Raw genomic sequence first — 20,052 nt, 5'->3', positions numbered from 1 at the left:
GACGAGACACCATATGGGGAGTGCTGTGATCACGGCGCGTGCGACTGCCACTTTCGACCCGGTGGCGCGCTCCGTCGCGACGGCCCGTGCCTTTGTCCGCGACACGCTCCAGGGCTGGGGCTACACCGACGTCGTCGACGACGCGGTGGTCCTGACCAGCGAACTCGTCACCAATGCAGTGGTCCACGCGGGCACCGCCGCGGACGTGCTGTGTCTGCGCACGGAGGACGGCGTCCGGGTCGAGATCGCCGACCATTACCCGGAGCGGGAGATCCCGCTCCAGCCGGCCGGGCTGAACTTCGGCAACTCCGACAGCGAGAACGGCCGCGGTCTGCTGCTCTGCGCGGCTCTCGCTTCCCGGTGGGGCGTCGAGTACTCCCCCACCCACAAACATGTCTGGTTCCAGCTCGATCTTCCGGACCGCCCGGTGGGCGTCCGCTCGGCCGGGCCGCTCCTGCCCGTCGGCCTGCTCCCGGTCGCGGACGAGCGGGTCAGGGTCGCCGTCGTCCAGATCGACAGCTCGGGCGCGATCGCCGCGTGGAACGACGACGCCACGTACCTGTTCGGCCACACTGCGGACCAGGTCACCGGCAAGCAGCTCACGGACTTCACCGCCTGGCCGCAGACCCCCGGGACCAGCACCGGCATCGCCGACGCCCTGCGCCTCTCGCGCTGGGAGGGCAGCTACGGCATCCGGGGCGCCGACGGCCGCACCATCCCGGTCTACGGCTCCCACCTGCGCGTCCGGGACACCGAGGGCGAACCGTCGACCGTCTGCCTCCTGGTGCGCGACTACGAACGCGCGGTCCTCCAGACCCCGGTGCGCGTCCCCGTCTCCGACGCCGCCGAGAGCCGCAAGACGGACCCCTTCGAGGTCTTCATCGGCTCCCCCGCCCCCGACGACCTGGACGGCCTGCTCCAGCGCACCGTCGAGCGGGCACGCGACATGCTCGACGCCGACGCCGCCTTCCTGCTGCTGGCCACGGACGACGAGACCGAACTGGAGGTGCGGGCCACAACCGGCCTGCCCTCCGCCCGCCAACGGTTCGCCCGCGTTCCCGTCGAGGCCGGCACCGGACGGTACGGCTCCGCACGGATGCCCGCCGTCCACGAGGACCTGGACGCCGTGCCGGGCGCGGTCCCGCTGCTCGGCAACACCGGCATGCGTTCGGTGGTCACGGTCCCGCTGAAGGTCGAGGGGCGCCTCACGGGCTCCCTGGGCGTCGCGGCCGAGGCCGCCGGCCGCTACTCCAACGAGGAGGCACTGCGTCTCCAGTTCGCCGCGGACCGGATCGCCCTCGCGGTCGAGTCGGCACGGCTGGGCGAGCTGGAACGGCTGCGCCGCGGCTCGCTGTCCTTCCTCGTCGAGGCGTCGGACCTGCTGGCGGGCACCCTGGACCGGGACCAGACGCTGGCGCTGATGGCCCAGATGACGGTCCCGACGCTGGCGACGTGGTGCGCCGTCTACACGATCGCCGACCAGGCATCGGAGCCGGAGCTCTCCTACGTGCTGCACGAGGACGAGGAGCGCATCGACGGCCTCAAGGCCCTGCTCACCAAGATCTCCCCGCCGGAGCCGGTGCCGACCCCCGGCGCCCGCGTCTGGACCGCGCCGTCCCGGGCCGCCCACGAGGCGGCGCTGCAGACCTCGATGCGCAGTATCGGCATCGGCGACCCCGGCGGCCTCGGCGCGGGCACCCGTACGACACTCGCGACCGCCGCGGCGGTCGGCGGGGAGACCGTGGTCCTGCCCCTCGTCGCCCGCAACCGGGTCATCGGCATGCTCACGCTCGGCAAGCCGTCCGACGACCACTTCCGCCAGGAGATCCTGGAACTGGCCGAGGACCTGTCCCGCCGGGCCGCCCTGGCCCTGGACAACGCCCGCCTCTACTCGGAGCGCACGGCGATCAGCCAGTCCCTCCAGCGCAGCCTGCTGCCGCCGGGCCTGCCGACCGTGCCCAACGTCGAGGTCGACGTCATCTACCGCGCGGCCGGCGAGGGCAACGAGGTCGGCGGCGACTTCTACGACGTCTTCCCGATCCGCGACGGCGCTTACGGGTTCGCCATCGGCGACGTCTGCGGTACGGGGCCGGAGGCGGCGGCCGTCACGGGTCTGGCCCGCCACGCGCTGCGTCTGCTGGCCCGGGAGGGCTTCGGCGGCCCCGCGGTCCTGGAACGACTCAATGCCGCCATCCTCGACGAGGGGAGCCGCAGCCGCTTCCTCACGCTGCTCTACGGCGAGCTGTGGCCGCAGGAGGACGGCAGCGCGCTGCTGAAGGTCGTCTGCGCCGGCCACCCGCTGCCGCTACGGCTGCGCCAGGACGGCTCGGTCGAGCCGGCGGCGGACCCGCAGCCGCTGCTGGGCGTCATGGAGGACCTGGAGCTGTACGAGCAGGAGTTCACGCTGGAGCCGGGCGACGTCCTGTTGTGCGTGACGGACGGTGTGACGGAACGCCGGGAGGGTACGCGGATGCTCGGCGACGACGGCCTGGCGGACGTGCTCGCCCACTGCACGGGGCTTACGGCGGGCGCGGTCGCCGCACGCATTCTCCGGGCCGTCGAGCGCTTCGCCGCCGACCCGCCCTCGGACGACATGGCCATCCTCACGATGCGCGTCCCGGAACCGCACCCGGCTTAGCCGGGCCCGGTTGACCCTCGCCCACACATGAAGAAAGGCCCCGCCGACAGGCGGGGCCTTTCTTGTTCTGAGCCCCAATGCGGAATCGAACCGCAGACCTTCTCCTTACCATGGAGACGCTCTACCGACTGAGCTATTGGGGCCTTGCTGCCCTGCGGCAACGAGCTAAAGCATACCCTGAGCCAGGGGTTATGCAAAACCACCCGACACACCGTTCCCGCCCGCCTTCTACGGGCCGGCGGGGTGGATGAACCAGGATCGTCCCGGAACGCGAAAGAGCCCCGTGCCACAAGGGCACGGGGCTCTTCCTAAAAGGAGTTCGGCGGCGTCCTACTCTCCCACAGGGTCCCCCCTGCAGTACCATCGGCGCTGAAAGGCTTAGCTTCCGGGTTCGGAATGTAACCGGGCGTTTCCCTAACGCAATGACCACCGAAACACTATGAAATTGAACCAACCGGATGAAAACACGGCCGTTCGTTATTTCAGAACTAACACAGTGGACGCGAGCAACTGAGGACAAGCCCTCGGCCTATTAGTACCAGTCAGCTCCACCCGTTACCGGGCTTCCACATCTGGCCTATCAACCCAGTCGTCTACTGGGAGCCTTAACCCTTCAGTATTATCCGGTATTAGACCCCGTTTCCAGGGCTTGTCCCAGAGTGAAGGGCAGATTGCCCACGTGTTACTCACCCGTTCGCCACTAATCCACCCCGAAGGGCTTCATCGTTCGACTTGCATGTGTTAAGCACGCCGCCAGCGTTCGTCCTGAGCCAGGATCAAACTCTCCGTGAATGTTTTCCCGTAATCGGGGAACACATCACGAGAGCGGAACAACAAAGGCCGGAATAAGACCCGTTGTCCACTGCGTCCTCGCTGTGTTTTTGCCTGCCCAGTCAATGACTCGGCAGGGCTTTCAAAGGAACCACCAACCTGCTGAAGCAGGCCGGGGTATCAACATATCTGGCGTTGACTTTTGGCACGCTGTTGAGTTCTCAAGGAACGGACGCTTCCTTTGTACTCACCCTCTCGGGCTTTCCTCCGGGCGCTTCCCTTCGGTCTTGCGTTTCCGACTCTATCAGACTCTTTCGTGTCCGATTCCCGGCCGAAGCGGGTTTCGCTTTCCAGTTCTTCGCTTTCGCGTTTCCCTTTCCGGCGACTCCGACTTTATCAGAAGTTCTGAGTCGGAATTCCCGCCCCTCTTCGGAAGCTTCTGGGCGCACGAGTGCGCGCGGTGCTTCCCGGTGAGGCGGAGACGTAAACGTACTGGAGCGGGGCGCCCCGATGCAAATCGGGGGCCCCGCTCCTGAGTTCGAGCCTGCCGGAGGGTCAGACCTCAACCACCACGGGGAGGATCATCGGGCGCCGGCGGTAGGTGTCGGAGACCCACTTGCCCACCGTGCGGCGGATCAGCTGCTGGAGCTGGTGGGGCTCCATCACGCCGTCCTGGGCCGACTTGTTGAGCGCTTCTTCGATCTTCGGCACGACCGCGGTGAACGCCGAGTCGTCGATGCCGGAGCCCCGGGCCTGGATGTGGGGGCCGCCCACGATCTTGCCCGAGGTGCTGTCGACGACCAGGAACACCGAGATGATGCCTTCATCGCCGAGGATGCGGCGGTCCTTGAGCGAGGTCTCGGTGACATCGCCGACCGAGAGGCCGTCGACGTACACGTACCCGGCCTGGACCTTGCCGACGATCTTGGCCTTGCCGTCGATGAGGTCGACGACCACGCCGTCCTCGGCGATGACGATGTGGTCCTTCGGCACGCCGGTGAGGGCACCGAGCTCGGCGTTGGCTCGCAGATGGCGCCACTCGCCGTGCACCGGCATCAGGTTCTTCGGCCGGCAGATGTTGTAGAAGTACAGCAGCTCACCGGCAGAGGCGTGGCCCGAGACGTGGACCTTGGCGTTGCCCTTGTGGACGACGTTGGCCCCCCAGCGGGAGAGCCCGTTGATCACGCGGTAGACCGCGTTCTCGTTCCCCGGGATCAGGGACGAGGCCAGGATGACGGTGTCGCCCTGGACGATGCGGATCTGGTGGTCTCGGTTGGCCATCCGGGACAGGGCGGCCATCGGCTCACCCTGCGAGCCCGTGCAGACGAGCACGACCTCGTCGTCCGGCAGGTCGTCGAGGGTCTTCACATCGACGACCAGACCGGCGGGGACCTTCAAGTATCCCAGGTCGCGGGCGATGCCCATGTTGCGGACCATCGAACGCCCGACGAAGGCGACCCGGCGGCCGTACTCGTGAGCGGTGTCCAGGATCTGCTGGATGCGGTGCACATGGCTGGCGAAGCTCGCCACGATGATGCGCTTCTGCGCATTGGCGAAGACGTTGCGCAGAACGTTCTGGATGTCCCGCTCGGGCGGTACGAAGCCCGGCACCTCCGCGTTCGTCGAGTCGGAGAGCAGAAGGTCGATGCCCTCCTCGCTCAGCCGGGCGAAGGCGTGCAGGTCAGTGAGGCGGCCGTCCAGCGGGAGCTGGTCCATCTTGAAGTCGCCGGTGGCGACGGCCATGCCCGCAGGGGTCCGGATGGCGACCGCGAGGGCGTCCGGGATGGAGTGGTTGACCGCGATGAACTCGCAGTCGAAGACCCCGAGGCGTTCACGCTGCCCCTCCGCGACCTCCAGGGTGTACGGACGGATGCGGTGCTCCTGGAGCTTGGCCTCGATCAGGGCGAGGGTCAGCTTGGAGCCGATCAGCGGGATGTCCGGCTTCAGGCGCAGCAGATACGGGACGCCACCGATGTGGTCCTCGTGGCCGTGCGTGAGAACGATGCCCTCGATGTCGTCGAGGCGGTCCCGGATGGTCGTGAAGTCCGGCAGGATCAGGTCGATGCCGGGCTGCTCCTCCTCGGGGAAGAGGACGCCGCAGTCGACGATGAGCAGACGGCCGCCGTACTCGAAGACCGTCATATTGCGGCCGATCTCGCCGAGGCCGCCGAGCGGGGTGACCCGGAGGGCGCCCTTCGCGAGCTTCGGCGGGGTGCCGAGTTCAGGATGCGGATGACTCAAAAGACTCTCCTTACCACGCGCGCCACGTACCGCTTGGGCACGTGGCGCGCATGTCATTCGTGCACTTGCTGTTGTCTTGGGTGGTGCTGTGGAGCGGGTGTTTCGGTGTTTCTTCGCGCCTTCAGTGGTGAAGCACGTATTCAGTTGTGAAGTCCGTTGTCAGAGCTCTACCCCGCCGGCGGCGAGATCGATCTTGAGCTGGGCGGTCTCCTGCTCGGTGAGCTCAACCAGGGGCAGGCGCAGCGGGCCTGCCGGGAGGCCCTGGAGCGTCAGCGCGGCCTTGGTGGTGATCACACCCTGTGTGCGGAACATTCCGGTGAAGACCGGCAGCAGCTTCTGATGGATCTCGGTGGCCTTCTGTACGTCTCCGCCGAGGTGGGCCTCGATGAGCGCCCGGAGGTCCGGGGTGACGACGTGCCCGACGACCGAGACGACGCCGACCGCGCCCACCGACAGGAGGGGCAGGTTCAGCATGTCGTCGCCGGAGTACCAGGCGAGACCCGAGCGGGCGATGGCCCAGCTGGCGCGGCCGAGGTCGCCCTTGGCGTCCTTGTTCGCGACGATGCGGGGGTGCTCGGAGAGACGTACGAGCGTCTCCGTGTCGATCGGCACACCGCTGCGGCCCGGGATGTCGTACAGCATGACCGGCAGGCCGGTGGCGTCCGCGATGGCGGTGAAGTGCCGCAGCAGGCCCTCCTGCGGCGGCTTGTTGTAGTACGGGGTCACGGCGAGCAGGCCGTGGACACCGCTGCGCTCGGCGGTGCGGGCGAGCTCGATGCTGTGGCGGGTGTCGTTGGTTCCAATGCCGGCGACGACGTGCGCCCGGTCGCCCACCGCTTCGAGGACAGCCCTGACGAGCTGGTCTTTCTCCGCGTCGCTGGTGGTCGGGGACTCGCCGGTGGTGCCGTTGATGATCAGGCCGTCGTTGCCTGCGTCCACCAGGTGGGTGGCGAGCCGCTGCGCGCCCTCGATGTCGAGAGCGCCGTCCGCCGTGAACGGCGTGACCATAGCGGTGAGGACCCGCCCGAAGGGGGTCTGCGGAGTGGAGATCGGAGCCATGGGTAACACGCTACTCGTTGCTCGGCACACGGTGCCCCCTCGGGGGGACAAGCAAGAGGAGCCCGGCACTGCCTGCTCGGGGGTTCAAGCAGTGCCGGGTCCGTTTGATCAGCCTAGATGAACTTCTCGAAACGCCGCAATACGGACACCGCCCTATGGGGCGACACGTCCATTTTTGTTGAAGGCTGCATGGGTGAGCGGCATGAGGCGCGCCCAGTGGGCCTCCATCTGCTCGCCGACCATCTCGATCTCCCGCTGCGGGAACGACGGCACCTTCGCCATCTCGTGCTGCGTACGCAGGCCGAGGAAGTGCATGAGCGAGCGGGCGTTGCAGGTGGCGTACATCGTGGAGAACAGGCCGACCGGAAGCACCGCGCGGGCCACCTCGCGGGCCACGCCCGCCGCCAGCATCTCCTGGTACGCGTCGTAGGCCTGCCGGTAGGAGTCCTCCATGGCCCGGCTGGTGAGCGCGTGCTGCTCCGGGGTGCCCTCGACGAACTCGTACTTGCCGGGCCGGCCCTGCTGGATGAGCTTGCGGGACGTGTCCGGGACGTAGAAGACCGGCTGCAGCTCCCTGTAGCGACCCGACTCCTCGTTGTACGACCAGCCGACGCGGTGCCGCATGAACTCGCGGAACACGAAGATCGGGGCGCTGATGAAGAAGGTCATCGAGTTGTGCTCGAACGGGCTGCCGTGCCGGTCCCGCATCAGGTAGTTGATGAGCCCCTTCGAACGCTCGGGGTCCTTGGTGACCTCCTCCAGGGACTGCTCGCCGGCCGTGGAGACACGGGCTGCGAACAGTACGTCGGCGTCACCCGCGGCCGATTTCACCAGGTCAACGGTGACATCGCTGCGGAAGTGGGCCTTTGTGGGCTCGGGGGTGTCGGTCACCGACGGGGTCCTTCCAATGGCGTCGCTCGGGCGGCGTCCACTCTACGGGCCGCCCCGCCCCCGCTTCCGCCCGGTGGCTTTCTTATGATTTCCCGGACGAATCGGCGATTCGGGGCACCGATCGGGGTAGTCGTGCGTCTGACTCGGTAGCACCACCCGAAAGAGTTTCGAAGGAGAGCCACCCCATGTTCCGCCGGCGTGAATCCGTCCCGTTCTCGTTCGTGGCCGAGGCCGACCGATTCCGCAGTAACGTCACCCCGCCGCCCCGCCCCCGCAGTACCGTCTCCGAGCGGGCGGGACGGGTCCTGGTCGGCCTCGTCGTCGTCGGCGGCCTCGTCGGATCGCTGCTCCTGGGTCTGCCCGCGCTGGGGCCCGAGCAGGCACCGGCACACACGCAGCAGACCGAGGCCGCGCACGGGCGCTGACCCGGACGGACCCCCTGGGGTGGTCGGTCCGGGCATCTCCTCGGTAGCCTCACCGGGCACAGCAATCGAGCGTGCTTGTGAGTGAGGATCAGTCGTGCCCCTGCCCTTCCTGACGGCCGACCGCGCGTTTGACGCGAACGCTGAGGACGTCGCGCTGCCGTTCGACGACCACGACAGCTGGCGGCGGCCCTACCGTCCCGGACCGTGGCGGGTCGCCGCCGCGGCCGGTCTGCTTCTGCTCGCCTCGTTCATCCTGTTCGCGGGGATGATCATCGCGTTCGCCGGAGCGCTGCCCGGAGCGGGGGCGTGCCTCGCGCTCGCCCTCGCGATCATCCTGTCCGCGCTGCGGATGCTGCGCATCGGTGCCTGGGTGAGCCGGCACGGTGTGCGCCGTGTGGGCTTCTTCCGGACGACGACCGTGCCGTGGAACGGGGCGACGGCCGTACGGACGGTGCAGCAGCCGGTGAAGTGGCTCGGGCTCCCCCGTACCGTGCAGGGGCAGGCGCTGATCGTCGTCCGCAAGGGCGGGGACGCGGTGCCGCCGCTGCTGACGGACTCCAACGCGGATTTTCTTGCGCGGGGGGAGGCGTTCGATCGTGCCGCGGACACGATTGAGGCGTGGGGGGACGAGTATCGGCCGCGGTAGTCGTACGCGGCGCGGAGCCGTCCGGTGAGTGAGGTGTCCTCAATCGCCGGACGGCTCTCTTTTGTCCTCAAACGCCGGACGGGCTGGAATGGTCGCCGGACGGGGTGGCGTGGTCGCCGGACGCGGTGGCGTGGTCGCCCGACGGGGTGGCTCGGTGCAGGGCGATGGCTCGTTGCATGGCCTTGCGGGCTCGGGGGGTGTCGCGGGCGTCCTGGTAGGCGACGGCCAGGCGGAACCAGCAGCGCCAGTCGTCCGGGGCGTCCTCCGTCTCCTCCCGGCGGCGTTCGAACACCGCGTCGGCGGAGGCCCGGTCGATCCGGCCGCTGGGCGTACGCAGCAGTTCGTCGACCGGCAGGCCGCCCTCCGCGTCCAGCTCGGCGGCCAGTGCGTTGGCCCTGCGGACGAACTGGGTGTTCTTCCACAGGAACCAGACGCCGATCGCCGGCAGGACCAGCACGGCGACCCCGAAGGTCACGGTGATCAGCGTGCCGTGCTCGATGAGCAGGACGCCACGGCTGCCGACCAGGACGAAGTAGAAGACCAGGACGGCAGCGGTGACGACGTAAGTGATCTTTGCGCGCATGGCGGGGCCAGTCAGTTCAGGTCGAGGAAGTGTTCCAGGCCGAACGTGAGGCCGGGAGTGGTCACCACGCGGCGGGCGCCGAGCAGGATGCCCGGCATGAAACTGCTGTGGTGCAGGGAGTCGTGCCGGATGGTGAGGGTCTCGCCCTCGCCGCCGAGCAGCACCTCCTGGTGGGCCAGGAGGCCGCGGAGCCGGACCGAGTGGACCGGGATGCCGTCGACGTCGGCGCCGCGTGCCCCGTCCAGCGCGGTGCTGGTGGCGTCCGGCTGCGGGGCGCAGTCCGCCTCGCGGCGGGCGGCGGCGATCAGCTGGGCGGTGCGGGCGGCGGTGCCCGAGGGGGCGTCGGCCTTGTTCGGGTGGTGCAGCTCGATGACCTCGACGGACTCGAAGTAGCGGGCCGCCTGCTGGGCGAACTTCATGGTGAGGACCGCGCCGATGGAAAAGTTCGGCGCGATGAGCACACCGGTCTCCGGGGAGGCGGAGAGCCAGGTGTTCAGCTGCGCGAGCCGTTCGTCGGTCCAGCCGGTGGTGCCGACCACCGCGTGGATGCCGTGGCCGACGCAGTACTCGAGGTTCTCCATCACCGACGCGGGCGTGGTCAGCTCGACGGCGACCTGGGCACCGGTCTCCGCAAGGGTCTCCAGCTTGTCGCCCCGGCCGAGTGCGGCCACCAGCTCCAGGTCGTCGGCGGCCTCGACGGCTCGTACCGCTTCGGCGCCGATACGGCCCCTGGCGCCGAGAACGGCCACGCGCAGCTTGCTCATTGCTCTGCTTCCTTACGGGAGGATCTGGGCACGGAGGTTTTAGGCGACCGCTTCGTGGAGACGGGCGGCCTGCTTGTCCTTGAGCGGTCCGATGACGGACAGCGAGGGGCGGTGTCCGAGGATCTCGCCCGCCACCGAGCGGATGTCGTCCGGTGTCACCTCGCCGATACGCGTCAGCATCTCGTCGACCGACATCTGCTCGCCCCAGCACAGCTCGCTCTTGCCGAGGCGATTCATCAGCGCGCCGGTGTCCTCCAGGCCGAGAACGGTGGAGCCGGAGAGCTGGCCGATGGCGCGGCCGATCTCCTCGTCGCTCAGCCCGTCCGACGCGACCCGGTCGAGCTCGTCGCGGCAGATCTTCAGGACGTCGTGGACCTGGCTCGGGCGGCAGCCCGCGTACACGCCGAACAGGCCGCAGTCCGCGAAGCCGGAGGTGTACGAGTAGACGCTGTAGGCGAGGCCGCGCTTCTCCCGTACCTCCTGGAAGAGGCGGGAACTCATGCCACCGCCCAGGGCGGTGCTGAGGACCCCTAGGGCCCAGCGGCGCTCGTCGGTACGGGCCAGTCCCGGCATGCCGAGGACCACGTGCGCCTGCTCGGTCTTGCGGCCCAGCACCTCGACCTGTCCGGCCGTGCGCAGGGTGCGGGAGCCCTGGCGGGGCGCCGTGGGGACGGCGTCGGTGCGGGTGAGCGCGCCGGCCCGTTCGAAGGCCCTGCGGACCTGGCGTACGACGGTGGCGTGGTCGATGTTGCCCGCGGCGGCCACGACCAGGCGGGTCGGGTCGTAGTGCTTCTTGTAGAAGCGGGCGATCTGGCCCCGGTTCAGGGCGTTGATCGTGTCGACCGTGCCGAGGACGGGGCGGCCGAGCGGGGTGTCGCCGAGCAGCGTGTGCGCGAACAGGTCATGCACGCAGTCGCCCGGGTCGTCCTCCGTCATCGCGATCTCTTCGAGGATGACACCGCGCTCGGCGTCGACGTCCTCGGCGGCGATCAGCGAGCCGGTCAGCATGTCGCAGACGACGTCGATGGCCAGCGGCAGGTCCGTGTCGAGGACCCGCGCGTAGTAGCAGGTGTACTCCTTCGCCGTGAAGGCGTTCATCTCGCCGCCGACCGCGTCGATGGCGGAGGAGATGTCGAGGGCACTGCGCCGGGCGGTGCCCTTGAACAGGAGGTGTTCGAGGTAGTGCGTCGCGCCGTTCAGGGCGGGCGTCTCGTCGCGTGATCCGACGTTGGCCCAGATACCGAAGGTCGCGGAGCGTACGGAGGGCAGGGTCTCGGTGACGACGCGGAGGCCGCCGGGGAGGACCGTACGGCGGACGGTGCCGATGCCGTTGCTGCCCTTGAGAAGCGTTTGGGTACGGGCGACGGCCCGCCCCTCCGAGGAGGGGCGGGCCGTCGTCGCGGAACTACGGGACGTCACTTGTCGGTGTCGTCCTTCTTCTCGTCCTCTTCGCCCTCGATGACGGGGATGAGGGAGAGCTTGCCGCGCGAGTCGATCTCGGCGATCTCGACCTGGACCTTGGCGCCGACGCCGAGCACGTCCTCGACGTTCTCCACGCGCTTGCCACCGGCGAGCTTGCGGATCTGCGAGATGTGCAGCAGGCCGTCCTTGCCCGGCATGAGCGACACGAACGCACCGAAGGTGGTGGTCTTGACGACCGTACCCAGGTAGCGCTCGCCGACCTCCGGCATGGTCGGGTTGGCGATCGCGTTGATCGTGGCGCGGGCGGCCTCGGCCTGCGAGCCCTGCTGGGCACCGATGTAGATGGTGCCGTCGTCCTCGATCGTGATGTCGGCGCCGGTGTCCTCCTGGATCTGGTTGATCATCTTGCCCTTGGGGCCGATGACCTCACCGATCTTGTCCACCGGGATCTTGACGGTGATGATCCGCGGGGCGTTCGGGGACATCTCGTCCGGGACGTCGATGGCCTCGTTCATCACATCGAGGATGTGGAGACGGGCGTCACGGGCCTGCTTCAGCGCGGCGGCCAGGACCGAGGCGGGGATGCCGTCGAGCTTGGTGTCGAGCTGGAGCGCGGTCACGAACTGCTTCGTACCGGCGACCTTGAAGTCCATGTCACCGAACGCGTCCTCGGCACCGAGGATGTCGGTGAGGGCGACGTAGTGGGTCTTGCCGTCGATCTCCTGCGAGATCAGGCCCATGGCGATACCGGCGACGGCGGCCTTGAGGGGCACACCGGCGTTCAGCAGCGACATGGTGGAGGCGCAGACCGAACCCATGGACGTCGAGCCGTTGGAGCCCAGCGCCTCGGAGACCTGGCGGATCGCGTAGGGGAACTCCTCGCGCGACGGCAGCACCGGCACGATCGCGCGCTCGGCGAGCGCGCCGTGGCCGATCTCGCGGCGCTTGGGCGAGCCCACGCGGCCGGTCTCGCCGACGGAGTACGGCGGGAAGTTGTAGTTGTGCATGTAGCGCTTGCGGGTCACCGGGGAGAGGGTGTCCAGCTGCTGCTCCATCCGGAGCATGTTGAGGGTGGTGACGCCCAGGATCTGGGTCTCGCCACGCTCGAACAGCGCCGAGCCGTGCACGCGCGGGATGGCCTCGACCTCGGCGGCGAGCGTACGGATGTCCGTGACGCCGCGGCCGTCGATGCGGACCTTGTCCTTGATGACGCGCTCGCGGACCAGCTTCTTGGTCAGCGCGCGGTAGGCACCGGAGATCTCCTTCTCGCGGCCCTCGAAGGCCGGGAGGAGCTTCTCGCCCGCGATCTCCTTGATGCGGTCGAGCTCCGCCTCGCGCTCCTGCTTGCCGGCGATGGTGAGCGCCTTGGCCAGCTCGGTGCTGACGGCCTTGGTGAGGGCCTCCAGGACGTCGTCCTGGTAGTCGAGGAAGACCGGGAACTCGCCGGTGGGCTTGGCGGCCTTGGCGGCGAGGTCGGACTGGGCCTTGCAGAGCACCTTGATGAAGGGCTTCGCGGCTTCCAGACCGGCGGCGACGACCTCTTCGGTCGGGGCCTCGGCGCCGTCCTTGACGAGCTGGATGGTCTTCTCGGTGGCCTCGGCCTCGACCATCATGATCGCGACGTCGCCGTCCTCCAGGACGCGACCGGCGACGACCATGTCGAAGACGGCGTCCTCGAGCTCGGTGTGCGTCGGGAAGGCGACCCACTGGCCCTTGATCAGGGCGACGCGGGTGGCGCCGATCGGGCCGGAGAAGGGCAGGCCCGCCAGGATCGTGGAGGCGGAGGCGGCGTTGATCGCGACCACGTCGTACAGGTGGTCGGGGTTGAGCGCCATGATCGTCTCGACGATCTGGATCTCGTTGCGCAGGCCCTTCTTGAAGGAGGGGCGCAGCGGGCGGTCGATCAGGCGGCAGGTGAGGATCGCGTCCTCGGAGGGGCGGCCCTCCCGGCGGAAGAAGGAGCCGGGGATCTTGCCGGCGGCGTACTGCCGCTCCTCGACGTCCACCGTGAGGGGGAAGAAGTCGAGGTTGTCCTTGGGCCGCTTGGAAGCGGTGGTGGCCGACAGCACCATGGTGTCGTCGTCCAGGTACGCGACGGCGGAGCCGGCGGCCTGCTTGGCCAGGCGGCCCGTCTCGAAGCGGATGGTGCGGGTGCCGAAGGTGCCGTTGTCGATGACGGCCTCGGCGTAGTGGGTCTCGTTCTCCACTAGTGAATTCTCCATACTCGTCGTCTTTCGTCCGGGCGCCCGTGTGGCGCCGGACGGAGCGGAGAGGCGTGCCGTGTGTGCGGGGCCGGTCTTCGATCGAAGCTCCCGGGCGTTGTCCCGGGGGCCACTACCGAGGACCGGCGGCGGCCGTGCGGCGCCTCTCCTCGTCTGTTGTTGTACGTCCAGGTTACTGAGGTTGCCCCCGGTCCCGCACGTACGGCAAAGGGAGCGGCCCCCTGGGTGAGGGAACCGCTCCCTTGCGCAGCGTCCTTACTTGGCGCCGCCGGCCGCACCGCGGCGGATGCCGAGGCGGTCGACGAGCGCACGGAAGCGCTGGATGTCCTTCTTGGCCAGGTACTGCAGGAGGCGGCGACGCTGGCCGACCAGGATCAGCAGACCACGACGGGAGTGGTGGTCGTGCTTGTGCGTCTTGAGGTGCTCCGTCAGGTCCGAGATGCGGCGCGAGAGCATGGCGACCTGGACCTCGGGGGATCCGGTGTCGCCCTCCTTCTGCGCGAACTCGGACATGATCTGCTTCTTCGTAGCGGCGTCGAGCGGCACGCGTACTCCTCTTGGTCTTCGATGCGCCCACGAGTGCCCCTGGTCTTGTTCTCAGGGGAGCTTGGGTGACTCGGGAGCGAGGGTCCGATGAGCGCAGTTCCCAGAGCGAACCGGGAACGCGTACACAAACGGCCACAGCCAGACTACCAGCCGCCCGGACCGGCCCCGACGGGTGTCAGCCGGTGAGGGCCCTCGCGCGCGTGTAGAGATCGAGGACCGCGAGGCAGAGCGGCACGAGCGAGAGCAGGAGCGCGCTCTCCGCCAGGTCGAGGAATCTCCCCCAGAACGGGGAGAGCCCTTTGCGCGGGACGGACGCCCCGGCGGCGGTGAGGAGTACGGCGCCCGCGGCGAGCACCGCGCATAGTCCGAGCGTACGGGGATGGGGTGCCGGGCCGCTTCCGTCGCCGGTCAGGGCGAGGCAGGTGACCAGGGCGGCGAGGGCTCCGATGCCCGCGGCCAGCAGGCAGACGACCTGGGCGGTGTAGCGGAAGAGGCGGGCGCGCAGCAGCAGCGCGAGCCCGGCGGCGAGGGCGAGGAGACGGCCCCAGGGGTCGCCGGAAGCGCCGAGTACGGCGGCGGCCGCCGCGGCCAGGCCCGCACAGCCGCCGGCCAGCCCGAGCAGCAGTTCGTGGCCGCGCCGGGCCCGGTCCGTGACGAGACGGGTGTCGACGGGGTCGGCGGGTGGGCCCGCGTCCGCCTCCGGGTCCGTCTCCGCGCGGGTGGACGGGCCGTCGGGCCGCGGCGGGGCGTACCCGATGGGGAGCCGGGCGAAACGGGCGGAGAGGCCGGGCAGGAACGCGATGAGGCCGAGGGCTGCGGGGACGCAGACGGCGGCCGTGGCGGTGGCGGAGGCCCCGGTGAGGATCGCGGTGAAGGAGGCCAGCGCGCCGGTGCCCGCGAGGAAGGCCGCGGCGACGAAGGGTGCGTCGCCGCAGGGGGTGAGCGCGGTCAGGACGGCGGCGGCGACGAGTACGGCGGCGCAGCCGAGCAGGAACTGCAGGCGCCCCGCGCCCCGGTCCGGGTCGGGGGCGACGAGGCCGGAGCCGGCGAGGAGGACGAGGGGCAGCGCCCCGAGCCCGAGCGCGGCGGCGGTGGCACGGTCGGCGTGGACCCGGGCGCGTACCACCGCGACGGCCGGCAACAGGAGACCCGCGATCCCCGCGACGGCTCCCGGCGGCCCGTGCATGTCGTGGCGGACCGGGTCGGCCTGCCACAGGACGAGGGCCGCCAGGAGGAGGAGCAGCGCGCCGGCCGCGGGGGCGGCGCCGCGCAGCAGGTCGTCGCTCCACAGGTGGCGGTCGCGGCCGGCGGCGGAGGCGACGGCGTCCGCGACGTCGTCGAAGACGGGCGGGGGCAGCGAGGCGGCGAAGGGGCGCAGGGTGAGGAGTTCGCCGTCGAGGACGCGCTGTGCGGCAAGGGTGCGGTCGCCGTCCAGGACCGTGCCGTCGAGCCGCACGAGGTGGTGGCCGGTGGGTGCGGTGGGGGCCCCGGCCGGACCGGTGAGGCGCAGGATCTCCGGCCAGATGTCGGCGGCGGCGATGTCCTCGGGCAGGGCGACGTCGATCCGGCTGTCGGGCGTGACGACGGTGACCCGGCAGAAGCCGGTCGTTGCGGTCGGACTCACGTGTCGGGGGCCCCTGTTCGTCGCTGGTCGGCGGTGTCCGCACGATGGCGGGCCACCCTATCGGGCGGATCGGGGCGAAGTCTGACAGTGCGTAGGATCACGGGCGCTTCGAGCGGGGGCCGTGGGGGGCTGCTCCTCCTGTGTGCGGCCCGGCCGCCTCGCTCTTCCCCCCTTCGCCTCGCCCCACACCCGCCCGTACCCAAGGATCGATGCCCCGGTGAGCCAGATCGTCGTGAAGCGTCCGCCCCGCCTCCTGCCGCCGGAAGTTCCCACGAAAGAGGTGTTGTTGGAGCCTCCTCCGGTGCTGCCGCGCGGGCAGCGGGAGGGGGTGCTGATGCAGCTTCTTCCGGTGCTGGGCATGGGTGCGTCGGTGGTGTTCTTCTTTTCGCCGCAGGCGCCGCGGTTCATGCGGGTGATGGGTGTGCTGATGCTGGTGTCGACGCTGGCCATGGTGGTAACCCAGGTCGTCAGATACCGGCGTGGGGCACAGGGGCGGACGGCGGACGTGCGGCGCGACTACCTCGCCCGGCTGGCGCGGGCCCGCCGTGCGGTGCGGCGGACGGCGCGGGCGCAGCGCGACGCTCTGCTGTACACGCATCCCGCGCCGGACCAGCTGTGGTCGGTGGTCGCCGAGGGCCGCCGGGTGTGGGAGCGGCGGTCCGGGGACGCGGACTTCGGGCTGGTGCGGATCGGGCTCGGCCGGCAGCCGCTGGCCGTGCCGCTGTGCGCGCCGGAGGAGGTGCCGGGTGAGCCGGAGCCGGTGTGCGCAGACGCGGTGCGGCGGTTCGTGGCGGTGCACGCCGCGTTGGACGGCCTGCCGCTGTGCGTCCCACTGCGGGAGGTGTACCGGGTGCGGCTGAGCGGTTCCGCGGCGGCGGTGCGGTCGGTGGCGCGGGCCCTGGTGGCCCAGCTGGTCACGTTGCACTCGCCGCAGGATCTGGTGGTGGCGGTCGTGGCGGCGCCGAACGCGGTGGGGTGCTGGGACTGGGTGAAGTGGCTGCCGCACGTCCAGGTGCCGGGTGAGGCCGACGGGGCCGGTGCGAAGCGGCTGTTCGCGCGGGAGCCGGCCGGTCCGGAGTCTCTGCTCGGCGGTCTGCTGGAGGGGCGGGGGCGCTTCGGGTCGGAGGGGGTGCCGGCGGACCGGCCGCATGTGGTGGTGGTCCTGGACGGGGCGGCGTCCGGTGCGGTGCTGGGTGCGGCCGGGGGTGTGCAGGGGGTGACACTGGTCGAGGTGGCCCCTGGTGACGCGGAGGGGCCGCCCGGTGCGCTGTGCGTGCGGGTAGGGCCCGGTTCGCTGCGCGTGGGGTCCGAGGCCGGGGTGCCGGACGGGCTCTCGCTGCCCGCCGCGGAGGCGCTGGCCCGGCGGCTGGCCCCGTTGCGTGCCGGTGGGCGGGACGGGGACGGACCGCTGTCGGCCGAGCCGGCCTTCACGGAACTGCTGGAGCTGGGCGACGCGGGTGCGGTGGAGGTCGCGCGGACGTGGCGGCCACGTCCGGTGGCGGAGCGGCTGCGGGTGCCCATCGGGGTGGGTGAGGACGGCGGCCCTGTGGTGCTGGACCTGAAGGAGTCGGCACTCGACGGGATGGGGCCGCACGGTCTGTGTGTGGGAGCGACCGGTTCGGGGAAGTCCGAACTGCTGCGGACGCTGGTGCTCGGTCTCGCGGTCACCCATTCCTCCGAGACGCTGAACTTCGTGCTCGCCGACTTCAAGGGCGGGGCGACGTTCGCCGGGATGGCGGGGCTGCCGCACGTGGCCGCCGTCATCACCAATCTCTCCGACGATCTGGCGCTGGTCGACCGCATGGGCGACGCGCTGCGCGGCGAACTCCAGCGCCGTCAGGAGCTGCTGCGGGCGGCGGGCAACTTCGCCGGTGTCCACGACTACGAGCGGGCGCGGGCGGCGGGAGCGGCGCTGGAGCCACTGCCCTCCCTGGTGCTGGTGATCGACGAGTTCTCCGAACTGCTCACCGCGAAACCCGACTTCATCGATGTGTTCATCCGGATCGGCCGCATCGGCCGGTCGCTGGGTGTGCATCTGCTGCTGGCGTCCCAGCGCCTTGAGGAGGGGAGGCTGCGGGGCCTGGAGACGTATCTCTCGTACCGGATCGGGCTGCGGACGTTCTCCGCGGAGGAGTCGCGTGCAGCGCTGGGTGTGCCGGACGCGTACGACCTGCCGCCGGTGCCCGGTTCGGGGTTCCTGAAGGCCGGTACGCGGGAAATGACGCGCTTCAAAGCGGCGTACGTCTCGGGGCCGTACCGGCCGGAGGGCCGCGGGGCGGCGGTGGGGCGGATGCCGGGCGGACAAGCGACGCTGTTCCGCGCGCTGCCGGTGCCCGTGGCGGACCCGCCCCTCGTCCCGGCCGCGGCTCCTCCCCCGCGCTCGGAGGACGCGCTCGCCGACACCGTGCTCGATGTGGTGGTGCGGCGCCTCGACGGGCAGGGGGTGCCCGCCCATCAGGTGTGGCTGCCGCCGCTGGACCGGTCCCCCGGTCTCGACGAGCTGCTGCCGGATCTCGCGACGGATCCGGAGCGCGGGTTCACCTGTATGGGGGATGGCGGACTGACCGTGCCGCTCGGGGTCGTCGACAAGCCGTTCGAGCAGCGGCGCGAGGTGCTGCGCCGGGACTTCTCGGGGGCGGCGGGACACATGCTGGTGGTCGGCGGGCCGCAGTCCGGCAAGTCGACGGTGCTGCGCACGCTGGTGCTGTCCTTCGCGCTCACCCACACCCCGCGCGAGGTCCAGTTCTACGGGCTCGACTTCGGCGGTGGCGGGCTCGCGGCGCTGTCGGGGCTGCCGCACGTGGGGCAGATCGCCTCCCGGCTGGACCCCGAGCGGGTGCGGCGTACGGTCGCCGAGGTGGCGGGGGTGCTGCGGGGGCGCGAGGAGCTGTTCCGCGCGCGGGGCATCGGCTCCATGGCCGCGTACCGGCGGGAACGGGCCCGGGGCGGGCCGGCCGGTGAGCCGTGGGGCGATGTGTTCCTGGTGGTCGACGGCTGGGGCGGTTTCCGTACGGAGTACGAGGAACTGGAGCCGGTCGTCACCGATATCGCCGCCCGGGGCCTGGGTTACGGGGTGCATGTGGTCCTCACGGCCGCCCGCTATCTGGAGGTGCGGGCCGCGCTGAAGGACCAGCTGACCGGGCGGCTCGAACTGCGGCTCGGTGACGTGTCGGACTCCGAGTTCGACCGGAAGGTCGCCGCCCAGGTGCCCGCCGGTGTGCCGGGGCGCGGCCAGGTGGCGGAGCGGCTGCATTTCATGGCCGCCCTGCCGTGCATCAGCCCGGCGGACGACGCGACCTGTCTCGCCGGCCGTACGGCGGCCCTGGTCGAGCGGGTGCGGGCGGACTGGGCGGGTCCGCCGGCACCTCCCGTACGGCTGCTGCCCGCCGTGCTGCCCGCCGAACGGCTGCCCAAGGGGGACGAGTTCCCGGAGCGGGGCGTCGCGATCGGTATCGCCGAGAGCGATCTGGAGCCGGTGTTCGTCGACTTCGACGCCGATCCCTTCCTTCTGGTCTTCGGTGACGGCGAATCGGGGAAGACGGCGCTGCTGCGTCTGCTCGCCCGGCAGATCGCCCGCCGCTACTCCCCCGACGAGGCGAAGCTCGTGGTCGGTGACTACCGGCGGGGGCTGCTGGGCGCGCTTCCGGAGAGCCATCTGCTGGAGTACGCGCCCTCTCCGGACACGCTGAGGACGCATATGGAGGCGCTGGCCGGGGTGTTCGCGCGGCGCCGGCCACCCGCGGATGTCACGCCCCGGCAGCTGCGGGAGCGCAGTTGGTGGACGGGCCCGCGGATCTTCGTCGTCGTCGACGACTACGACCTGGTCGCGACGGGTACGGGCAGTCCTCTGGCCGCGCTGGCGGAGTGCCTGCCGTTCGCACGGGACACCGGGGTGCGCTTCGTCGTCGCGCGCAGCTGCGCCGGTGCCTCGCGGGCGATGTACGAGCCGTTCCTGCAGCGGGTCAGGGAGCTGGGCGCACAGGGTGTGGTGCTGTCCGGCGATCCGGCGGAGGGCGATCTCGTCGGGTCGGTGCGCGGGCGTCCGATGCCGCCGGGGCGCGCGTGTCTGGTGACCCGGCGCGGCGGGAACAGACTGGTGCAGACTGGCTGGTTGCCGGAGCGGGGTTGAGCGTTGCCGGGGCGGGGAAGCGACCGGTCGCCGGGGTTCGGCGGACCGGCTTCCCCGCCGCCGCGTTGCCTGTACGGTGCCGTGCAGAGCC

The 20,052-nt window shown here is 70.4% G+C and carries 13 protein-coding genes, 1 tRNA gene and 1 rRNA gene; 4 read left to right on the top strand and 11 right to left on the bottom strand.

Annotation, left to right across the window (positions count from 1 at the left end):
* Window positions 1–13 precede the first annotated feature (13 nt).
* Window positions 14–2,638 (top strand): SpoIIE family protein phosphatase, encoded by a 2,625-nt coding sequence (locus EAO73_RS11445; protein WP_224756236.1) that lies wholly within the window; start codon window positions 14–16, stop codon window positions 2,636–2,638.
* Between the two features lie 70 nt (window positions 2,639–2,708).
* Here EAO73_RS11445 and EAO73_RS11440 read toward each other — a convergent pair.
* The 5 genes from EAO73_RS11440 to thyX form a co-directional block, all read right to left on the bottom strand.
* Window positions 2,709–2,781 (bottom strand) — tRNA-Thr (locus EAO73_RS11440).
* Between the two features lie 174 nt (window positions 2,782–2,955).
* Window positions 2,956–3,072: ribosomal RNA gene (gene rrf, locus EAO73_RS11435) — 5S ribosomal RNA — on the bottom strand.
* An 892-nt stretch (window positions 3,073–3,964) separates the two neighbouring features.
* Window positions 3,965–5,650, bottom strand: coding sequence for a ribonuclease J (locus EAO73_RS11425; protein WP_147971253.1), 1,686 nt, complete (start codon window positions 5,648–5,650; stop codon window positions 3,965–3,967).
* A gap of 159 nt (window positions 5,651–5,809) precedes the next feature.
* A complete protein-coding gene (gene dapA / locus EAO73_RS11420) occupies window positions 5,810–6,709 on the bottom strand; it encodes a 4-hydroxy-tetrahydrodipicolinate synthase (RefSeq protein WP_147971252.1) in 900 nt (299 codons plus the stop codon).
* Between the two features lie 153 nt (window positions 6,710–6,862).
* A complete protein-coding gene (thyX, locus tag EAO73_RS11415; RefSeq protein ID WP_147971251.1) occupies window positions 6,863–7,600 on the bottom strand; it encodes an FAD-dependent thymidylate synthase in 738 nt (245 codons plus the stop codon).
* A gap of 185 nt (window positions 7,601–7,785) precedes the next feature.
* Between thyX and EAO73_RS11410 the strand changes: the two genes are divergently transcribed.
* Both EAO73_RS11410 and EAO73_RS11405 read left to right on the top strand, forming a co-directional pair.
* Window positions 7,786–8,025 (top strand): hypothetical protein, encoded by a 240-nt coding sequence (locus EAO73_RS11410; protein ID WP_147971250.1) that lies wholly within the window; start codon window positions 7,786–7,788, stop codon window positions 8,023–8,025.
* Between the two features lie 94 nt (window positions 8,026–8,119).
* Entirely contained in the window at window positions 8,120–8,671 is a 552-nt protein-coding gene (locus tag EAO73_RS11405; RefSeq protein WP_147971249.1) for a hypothetical protein, read from the top strand.
* A gap of 67 nt (window positions 8,672–8,738) precedes the next feature.
* On the opposite strand, the gene EAO73_RS11400 is transcribed toward EAO73_RS11405, so the two are convergent.
* From EAO73_RS11400 to eccD, 6 genes are all read right to left on the bottom strand, one after another.
* A complete protein-coding gene (locus EAO73_RS11400) occupies window positions 8,739–9,254 on the bottom strand; it encodes a tetratricopeptide repeat protein (RefSeq protein WP_147971248.1) in 516 nt (171 codons plus the stop codon).
* Window positions 9,255–9,265: 11 nt separating this feature from the next.
* Window positions 9,266–10,018, bottom strand: a complete 753-nt coding sequence (gene dapB, locus EAO73_RS11395) for a 4-hydroxy-tetrahydrodipicolinate reductase (RefSeq protein ID WP_147971247.1) — start codon at window positions 10,016–10,018, stop codon at window positions 9,266–9,268.
* 39 nt (window positions 10,019–10,057) lie between these two features.
* On the bottom strand, window positions 10,058–11,437 hold the full coding sequence (locus EAO73_RS11390) for a M16 family metallopeptidase (RefSeq protein WP_147971246.1): 1,380 nt from the start codon (window positions 11,435–11,437) through the stop codon (window positions 10,058–10,060).
* A complete protein-coding gene (locus EAO73_RS11385) occupies window positions 11,434–13,647 on the bottom strand; it encodes a polyribonucleotide nucleotidyltransferase (RefSeq protein ID WP_018521473.1) in 2,214 nt (737 codons plus the stop codon). The genes EAO73_RS11390 and EAO73_RS11385 overlap by 4 nt, the downstream gene beginning before the upstream one ends.
* A 270-nt stretch (window positions 13,648–13,917) precedes the next feature.
* Window positions 13,918–14,208: a 30S ribosomal protein S15 gene (gene rpsO / locus EAO73_RS11380; RefSeq protein WP_003965855.1), complete on the bottom strand. Its 291-nt coding sequence runs from the start codon at window positions 14,206–14,208 to the stop codon at window positions 13,918–13,920.
* A gap of 175 nt (window positions 14,209–14,383) precedes the next feature.
* The gene (eccD, locus tag EAO73_RS11375) at window positions 14,384–15,832 is read right to left on the bottom strand and encodes a type VII secretion integral membrane protein EccD (RefSeq protein WP_147971245.1); all 1,449 of its coding nucleotides are present in this window, start codon (window positions 15,830–15,832) and stop codon (window positions 14,384–14,386) included.
* A gap of 217 nt (window positions 15,833–16,049) precedes the next feature.
* On the opposite strand from eccD, the gene eccCa reads away from it, so the two are divergent.
* Window positions 16,050–19,961 carry a type VII secretion protein EccCa gene (eccCa, locus tag EAO73_RS11370; RefSeq protein ID WP_191133993.1) on the top strand — a complete coding sequence of 1,304 codons (3,912 nt, stop codon included), beginning with the start codon at window positions 16,050–16,052 and terminating at the stop codon, window positions 19,959–19,961.
* Window positions 19,962–20,052: the final 91 nt, after the last annotated feature.

It is taken from the genome of Streptomyces sp. col6 (genome assembly GCF_008042035.1).
In the GTDB taxonomy this organism is placed as follows: domain Bacteria; phylum Actinomycetota; class Actinomycetes; order Streptomycetales; family Streptomycetaceae; genus Streptomyces.
The sequence above is the reverse complement of the archived record's forward strand: the minus strand, read 5'-3'. Positions and strand labels throughout refer to the sequence as shown.

Excerpts from the sequence above, each read along its gene's own strand:
- EAO73_RS11400 (WP_147971248.1), bottom strand. The coding sequence starts at position 9,254 with ATGCGCGCAAAGATCACTTACGTCGTCACCGCTGCCGTCCTGGTCTTC.
- EAO73_RS11445 (WP_224756236.1), top strand. The coding sequence starts at position 14 with ATGGGGAGTGCTGTGATCACGGCGCGTGCGACTGCCACTTTCGACCCG.
- dapB (WP_147971247.1), bottom strand. The coding sequence starts at position 10,018 with ATGAGCAAGCTGCGCGTGGCCGTTCTCGGCGCCAGGGGCCGTATCGGC.
- dapA (WP_147971252.1), bottom strand. The coding sequence starts at position 6,709 with ATGGCTCCGATCTCCACTCCGCAGACCCCCTTCGGGCGGGTCCTCACC.
- EAO73_RS11410 (WP_147971250.1), top strand. The coding sequence starts at position 7,786 with ATGTTCCGCCGGCGTGAATCCGTCCCGTTCTCGTTCGTGGCCGAGGCC.